At 71.1% G+C, this 4,729-nt stretch carries 5 protein-coding genes; 1 reads left to right on the forward strand and 4 read right to left on the reverse strand.

Annotation, left to right across the window (positions count from 1 at the left end; translation table 11 throughout):
- On the reverse strand, nt 1–827 hold an 827-nt coding region (locus WA805_RS29595), incomplete at its 3' end, for a universal stress protein (protein WP_424565155.1).
- A gap of 148 nt (nt 828–975) precedes the next feature.
- A complete protein-coding gene (locus WA805_RS29600) occupies nt 976–1,725 on the reverse strand; it encodes a VOC family protein (protein WP_424559733.1) in 750 nt (249 codons plus the stop codon).
- Between the two features lie 86 nt (nt 1,726–1,811).
- Here WA805_RS29600 and WA805_RS29605 point away from each other — a divergent pair, with 86 nt between their 5' ends.
- Nucleotides 1,812–3,056, forward strand: coding sequence for a cytochrome P450 (locus WA805_RS29605; RefSeq protein WP_422340789.1), 1,245 nt, complete (start codon nt 1,812–1,814; stop codon nt 3,054–3,056).
- Nucleotides 3,057–3,077: 21 nt separating this feature from the next.
- Here the strand turns inward: WA805_RS29605 and WA805_RS29610 are convergent, their stop codons facing one another.
- Nucleotides 3,078–4,022, reverse strand: coding sequence for a DMT family transporter (locus WA805_RS29610; RefSeq protein WP_422340788.1), 945 nt, complete (start codon nt 4,020–4,022; stop codon nt 3,078–3,080).
- An 87-nt stretch (nt 4,023–4,109) separates the two neighbouring features.
- On the reverse strand, nt 4,110–4,729 hold a 620-nt coding region (locus tag WA805_RS29615; protein ID WP_425243969.1), incomplete at its 5' end, for an NAD(P)-dependent oxidoreductase.

A 4,729-nucleotide genomic window follows, 5' to 3' on the forward strand; every position in this document is an offset into this window, starting at 1 on the left:
TGCCGCACGGCACCGGGTCCCGGCCGTCCGGCGTGCGCCGCGTGCCGTCCGATCACGACGAGATCGGCACGGGCAGACAGGCCCACCAGCGCCCGGGCCGGGTGGCCGTGCACGACATCCTGGGTGACCTTGACGTCCGGGTACTTGCTTCGCCAGCTGTCGAGGAATCCCCCGATCTGCTTGGTGGCTTCCTCCTCAACATGATGCGGGCTGGGGCCCGTGAACGACTCTCCCGCTCGTGATATGCCAACCGGAGGTGCCTCCCAGGCGTGGATGACCGTCAGGCTGGCCTTCCGCAGGGCGGCCTCCTCGAACGCGAACGTGAGCGCGTCGACGCAGTCGTTCAGGTCGCCAATGCCGACACCCACGCGCTGCTGCGGGGACGGCGGGACGTCGCGAACGACCACGACTGGACAGGCCGCGTGGCTGGAGACGTACCGGCTGACCGAGCCAAAGACCAGCGCGGTAAACGCTCCCGCGCCGCGGGAGCCTACGACGAGCATGAGCGCGCCTGACCCGCTATCGGCTACCGCCAGAGCAGGAGGGCCGCCCAGCACGTCGGTGTCTATCAGCAGCCCGGGCGCGGCCGCGTCGGCTCTGGCGGCCGCGATCTCGAGGGCCTCGTCGCGGTTGCGGCGCAGCACGCCGGACACGGTGTCAGGGCCGGTCCTCGATGAACCTGCTGCCGCCATCCTTGGCGTCGTCGCCGCGGCGGACACGATGCGCAGCGGGGCGCCGCGAAGCGCCGACTCCCTGGCCGCCCATTCGACCGTCTGCATCGAGTGCTCAGATCCGTCTGTCGCGGCCACGATCGGCTTGGCGGTCATCGCGGTCCTCCTTATCCGGCCGGCTGCGCAAGGGGCGGGCCTCTTATGCGGCTCTCCCGCGTCCATGGTGACCACGGGACAGCCGGCACGGCAAGGGTCCTTCTGTCTCGCCCGGGCAGCGACCAAAGTCCCTAGCGGGCAGCCCGGCCTAGGACACCAGCGCGCCCGGCGCTAGTTCCACGGTCACGCCGAGGCGGCTGGCCAGCGGGGCCGCACGCTCGCGGTCCCTCGCGCTGAACGCGCCTGCCGCGCGGGAGAAGCGGATGTGATGCAGCGCACCGCCCAGCGGCAGACCGTCCTCGCGGACCAGCCTGATCCGCTTGCCTCCCGGCCAGATCAGCTCGGCGGTCCCGGCGCCGGCCGCCTCGACCTGGGCATCCAGGACCTCGCTGAACAGCCGCACCGCGCTGTCAAGGTCGCCGACGTGATGCTCGATCAGGTCGAAGCGGGCCGGCGGGCCCGGCTCGGGCAGCTCCCGCGGCGGCGGCGGCGCCGGGGTGCCATCCTCCTGCGCGACCTGGATGACGATGCCGTGAGCGTCACGCGGGTGCAGGAACGCTTCCCGCCAGGCCGGATCGGCCAGGCTGACGCCGACGGGCTCGATGCCGAACGCCTTGATCCTGGCCAGCGTGTCCTCGATGTCGGTGACGAGGAAGTTGAAGTGGTGCGGGCCAGCGCCCCTGGCGGCCAGGAAGCGCTCGAGGAAGGCCGCGTCAGGACCCCCGGTGGGCGTCAGCAGCTCGATTTTGGGGCCCGCGGCGAACTTCAGCTGACCCCACCAGAACCCGGGAGAATCGTCGCCATACGCCCAGGTTCCGCCGAGGACGCCGCCGAACAGCTCCCAGCCGCCGCCGAGAGCCGCCGTGCCGATGGCCAGGTGATCGAGGATCGCGGTCATGAGATCTCACGTTACGGCTTAGCGGTAGCCACCGGCCCGCGCACCGTGATGAAGTGGGAGCAGGTTCTCGCGGAAGGCGGCGTCTGATGACTGTTGCCGGGATAGACCTGTCGGCTAACGAATTCTGGGGCCTGCCGCTCGCCGAGCGCGCGGCCTCGTTCGCCCTGCTGCGGGCCCAGCAGCGGCCGCAGTTCTTCGCCGAGCCTGAGGTGCCGTTCGCCTTCGAACGGGGCCCCGGGTACTACGCCCTGGTGCGGCACGCCGACATCGTCGAGGCGAGCAGGAACCCGGAGGTGTTCAGCTCCAGGCGGGGCGCGACGAGTATCACGGACCTGCCTGTCGAGTTCAACGAGTACTTCGGCTCGATGATCAACATGGATGACCCCAGGCACGCCCGGCTGCGCCGGATCGTCTCCCGCGCGTTCACCCCGCGGATGATCGCCAGGTTCGAGAACGACGTGCGCCGGGCGGCGACCGCGATCGTCGATGACCTGCTGGCCGCCGGGCCGTGCGATTTCGTGCCGCAGGTGGCGGCCAGGCTGCCGCTGAAGGTCATCTGCGACATGATGGGCGTGCCCGATGACCAGTACGAGATGGTGCTCACCAAGACCAACATCATCTTGTCCGGGTTCGATCCTGAGTTCATCAGCGCGGACCCTGACGAGGTGGCCATCCAGCTGCTCGGCGCCGGGCAGGAACTCGCCGAGCTCGTCACCGGCCTGGCAGCCGCCCGCGCTCAGGCGCCCGCCGACGATGTGGTCTCCGCCCTGGTGACGGCGAACATCGACGGGGAGCAGCTGACGAGCGCCGAGCTTGCCTCGTTTTTCATCCTGCTGGTGGTGGCCGGCAACGAGACCACCCGCACCGCGCTGTCGCACGCGCTGATGCTGCTCACCGAGTTCCCTGAGCAGCGCGCGCTGCTGCTGGCCGACCTCGAAGGCCGGATCGGCGGCGCGGTCGAGGAAATCGTGCGCCACGCGTCGCCAGTGCTGTTCATGCGGCGCACCCTCACCAGGGACTACACGATGAACGGTCAGGACTACCGCGAGGGCGACAAGGCGGTCTTGTTCTACTACTCGGCGAACCGCGACGAGGCCGTGTTCGCCGACCCCGAGCGGTTCGACATCACCCGCGCGCCGAACCCCCACGTCGGCTTCGGCGCACCGGGACCGCACTTCTGCCTGGGCGCCCACCTCGCCCGCCACGAGATCACCGTCATGCTGCGCGAACTGCTCACCCGCGTCCCCGACATCACCGCCGGCGAACCGGACCGCCTCCTGTCCAGCTTCATCAACGGCGTCAAGCGCCTCCCCTGCGAGTTCGCCAGCTGAGCTGTACTGCCTGACTACACTTCACCGGGACGCCGCGCGCTGGCGGGACGCGGCCTGCGCCTGGATGCCGGCTGGCAGGCAGGACGGGTCGGCAAGCTCGCCGCGGATGAAGCAGCTGCGGCTGAGGGTCGCGGCGCCGGCGACGACGAGCGCCACGGCCAGCGCCTCGCCCGCCAGGTCCCAGGGTCCGGTCTGGATCTGCTCGCCGAACAGGAAGATGCCGAGCAAGCTGGCCGCGAGCGGGTCAAGGATGGTGAACCCTGGCTGGGAGGCCGCGAGCGGCCCGGCCGCCAGCGCGTGCGAGGCCAGCAGCATCGTCGCCGCGCCCACGACAAGGAGCACGTACAGCGACCAGGTGGAGAAGACGGCGCCGAGGCCGCCGCCGAGGTGCGAGCTGAGCTCCTTGATGACCGCGGCGACGAAGCCCCAGGCGATCCCGGTGGCGGAGCCGAGCAGCGCCGCCCGTCGAGAGGGGGTCGCGCCCGGGCGGTTCCCCATCCTGAAAGCCAGGGCGACGGCGGCGAGCACCACGCCGAGCGTGACCAGCCCGGCCAGCAACCACGAAGAGCCCGCCGCGTGCAGCCGCCCGCCAGACGCCGAGGCCAGCCGCAAGAACACGGCCAGTCCCGCCGACATCGCGACCGCCCCCAGCCAGTCGCGGGGCTTGATCCGCGTCCGCCGCCGCCCGGCGAAGGCCAGGAACCCGAACACCAGCAGCAGCTCGAGCGACAAGATGGGCTGGACCAGGGCCAGCGGCCCGTACCGCAGCGCCGTCAGCTGGAAGACGAACCCGCCGATCATGCTGACGATGCCGAGCAGCCAGACCGGCTGGCGGGCCAGGCGGAGCAGCAGCCTTGTGTCGAATCCGCCCGTCGTCTGCACGCTCTTCGCCCCCTGGCGCTGCGCCAGCGACGCCGTGGCCGTGCAGAAGCTCGCCGCGATCGCCAGCAAGACAGCTGCCTGCATCCTCTTCCCTCGGGTTGACGTCTCTTGCGGCTCGAACAGCTCAGCACCCGGCGTGATTCCCGTGCGGCGACGCGCGTGCCGGCCGCGTCAGGCCGTGAGATACACGGCCGCGACGTCGTCATCGCCGTGCCCGCTCGCGGCGGTGTCCCGCCAGCGCGGGAGCAGCGCGCTGGTCAGCGTGAGCGTGGCGCCGCTCGCCTGCGCTGCCTGCGCCGCGAGCTCGGCGTCCTTGAGGGCGTGCTTGAGCGCGAACGCGGGGCTGAAGTCACCGGCCAGCATGACGCGGGCTTTTTGCACCGCGTACGGCGCGCCCAGCGGGTTCGACTGCAGCAGGTCTACGACCGCGGCCGGGTCCAGGCCGAGCCGCCGGGCGAAAGACAGGGTTTCCGCGGTCATCTCGGCGAGGTCGGCGAGCCAGTTGTTCAGCACGAGCTTGGTCTTGGTGCCGTTGCCCGCCGGGCCCAGCCAGACGGTGTCGCGCCCGAGCACGCCGAACACCGGCGCCAGGACGTCCCGGACCTGCGCGGGGCCGCTGGCCAGGATGACCAGCTGCCCGGCCCTGGCCGGGCCCTCGCTGCCGGAGACCGGTGCGTCGATGAACACCGCGCCGTGGTCGGCGGCGATGCCGGCGAGCCTGGTGGTCCACTCGACGCCGACGGTGCCCATCTGCACCCAGATGATCCCGGGGCCAGCGTCCAGCAGACCGC

It is taken from the genome of Trebonia sp., from assembly GCF_049794275.1.
Lineage (GTDB): Bacteria > Actinomycetota > Actinomycetes > Streptosporangiales > Streptosporangiaceae > Trebonia.